The sequence below is a fragment of the Moorena sp. SIO3B2 genome (assembly GCF_010692525.1).
Lineage (GTDB): Bacteria > Cyanobacteriota > Cyanobacteriia > Cyanobacteriales > Coleofasciculaceae > Moorena > Moorena producens.
On the sequence record NZ_JAAHHE010000710.1, the window covers coordinates 1 to 2,138 of the forward strand.

A 2,138-nucleotide genomic window follows, 5' to 3' on the forward strand; every position below is an offset into this window, starting at 1 on the left:
TCAGTATTGCATTAGCGGTTGGTTTACTTACTGGGATAGTAGGTGGAACAGGACCAGTATTTGCTGGAGTTGTTTTAATTCAACACTTTACGTTACGTCTAATTCTCTGGTGGCAAGGCTATACTCCCTGGAACTATGCCCGCTTCCTTGACTATGTCACAGAACGCCTTTTGTTAAGACAAGTTGGGGGTGGTTATATCTTCATTCACCGCATACTGCAAGAACATTTTGCTCAAAGATATTCTGGAAACAGGGAATAGGAAATAGTAGCACAGGCTTCGACGCTGTGACGCTGACAGCTGATAGCTGATAGCGTTACAGCTGAATGGTTACAAAACACCGAAAGCTATCTCGATTACGTTTTTTACTCACACAACCCTTCATTGGTGCAGACCAACAATGGAATGAAGTAACAGAAACCCCCCTACAGGATCTTTCTGATCACTACCCTGTTTATGGACACTTTGAGTTCACGGCATCTTCTAGAGGAGTTATGAACAGTATTCTGTGGGATTAGCAAGAATCTTAAAAATAAGTGGGATGATTAACTTATTCAAATTATCCGTGTTGATATCTATAGGAATGTGAGGACAGGTATTAATCTGATCATCTTGTAAAAACACTACTCCTGCATAAGATTTCAGCTCAGGCTGTTTAGATAAACCTAACAAAACTGAACCATTTAAGAATGGCTCAGAAGGTAACACCTCGTACTGGTATTGTTCAGTATCATAAGAAAGTGAGAATCCTAATTCCTCTAGGGAAGTAGCAAATTCCCCATTAGTAATATAGTATTCATGCTGAAGTTGTAGTATATTCCGCACCCTGGTAATAGCCTCAACTTCTTTTGCTTTGTTAGCTTGTCTCAGCAATGTAGGAAGTGCAATGGCAGACAAAATTCCTATGATAATAATTACTACAAGTAACTCAATCAGTGTGAAGCCTTGATCCTGATTGCTCAATTTCCAATCATTGCTAGAACGACCTAAATTAGTAGGTTGCTGAGTTTTGAGCCAAATTGATAATTTATGGTTAAGGTTGCTTAAGTTAAGTTGTTCTAGAAAACCTATGACTTGTTTTTTAGTAGACGACATAGTGTTTAAACCTTGACAACTATTGCCATTTTTTATTCATCCTGATTATAGAACTGAAAGGGAACAGTAAAACGTCTTAATCTATAACAGTAGTGCTATACTTAGAGGTTGTCTGAGAAGTCTCATTTGCTACATCCAAGCCCCCTAAATCCCCCAATTTTGGGGGACTTTTAGAAGTAAATGGACTCTTGTCCCCCCCAAAGTTGGGGGGCTAGGGGGGCAAAATTCAGTATCAAAAAACTTTTCAGATATCCTCTTAGCATCCCGAAGATCCTTCCCCATTCCCTGGGTCCAGCCCTATAAATAATTGATCTGTCAATAACTTAAGGTTAGGAAAAAGCGAAGATTTGAGACAATCCCCTCTACGGAACATTACTTTCTGATATTGATCATTTACCATACAGCAGACCGTTACAGTCGGTTGTTTGGGGCTACCAATAAAGTATTTTCCGCCAATACCAATATAATCCACAATCCAGTATTCTGGAATCCCCAAAGCTTCGTAATCTTCATACTTACGAGCATAATCATTCTGCCAGTTTGTACTAACTACTTCAACCACAAGTTTTACAGTAGTACCCAGAGTTATTACTGGTTCCCTTGCCCAAAGTGGTTCGTTGAGCAATTCTCCTTCATCAAGCACAACCAGATCTGGTCTGAAAGCGTTGAAGGTTCCCAAAGGTGCGACCCAAGGCCGGGTTCCCCGGCCATTGGAAAGCGCACCTAGAGGCTGAATTAAACAGCGGTGTGGGATAAAATAAGGTACATCTAAACCATCTATTTCTACATTAAGCTTTCGGCTAATCAAGGCAACGACTTGCTCGTGGGGGCCAGTTGGTTCCATCTCAATTAGCTCTCCATCAATGAGTTCGTAGCGTTGATCGTCTCCATACTGAGCAATAAATTCTTTTGGACTAATACCGGTTGTGGTTGCTGATAAAATCATAGAGCGGTCTCCTACTAAAACCTTACTGTTATCAACACCTAACTAAAATGTAAGCTATCAGCTTATGCGCTACTTGAGGTGCTTTTGAATAAAACAGG

2 protein-coding genes and 1 pseudogene are annotated in these 2,138 nt (G+C 40.4%); 1 reads left to right on the forward strand and 2 read right to left on the reverse strand.

Annotated elements, in window-relative coordinates; all coding sequences use genetic code 11:
• Nucleotides 1-260, forward strand: a pseudogene (locus tag F6K38_RS40080) (hypothetical protein); the annotation flags it as partial.
• Between the two features lie 231 nt (nucleotides 261-491).
• On the opposite strand, the gene F6K38_RS40085 reads toward F6K38_RS40080, so the two are convergent.
• Both F6K38_RS40085 and F6K38_RS40090 read right to left on the reverse strand, forming a co-directional pair.
• On the reverse strand, nucleotides 492-1,094 hold the full coding sequence (locus F6K38_RS40085; RefSeq protein WP_287360440.1) for a type IV pilin-like G/H family protein: 603 nt from the start codon (nucleotides 1,092-1,094) through the stop codon (nucleotides 492-494).
• Nucleotides 1,095-1,350: 256 nt separating this feature from the next.
• A complete protein-coding gene (locus tag F6K38_RS40090) occupies nucleotides 1,351-2,040 on the reverse strand; it encodes a Uma2 family endonuclease (protein WP_287360442.1) in 690 nt (229 codons plus the stop codon).
• Nucleotides 2,041-2,138: the final 98 nt, after the last annotated feature.

Coding starts and splice junctions, on each gene's coding strand:
- F6K38_RS40085 (WP_287360440.1), bottom strand. CDS start 1,094: ATGTCGTCTACTAAAAAACAAGTCATAGGTTTTCTAGAACAACTTAAC.
- F6K38_RS40090 (WP_287360442.1), bottom strand. CDS start 2,040: ATGATTTTATCAGCAACCACAACCGGTATTAGTCCAAAAGAATTTATT.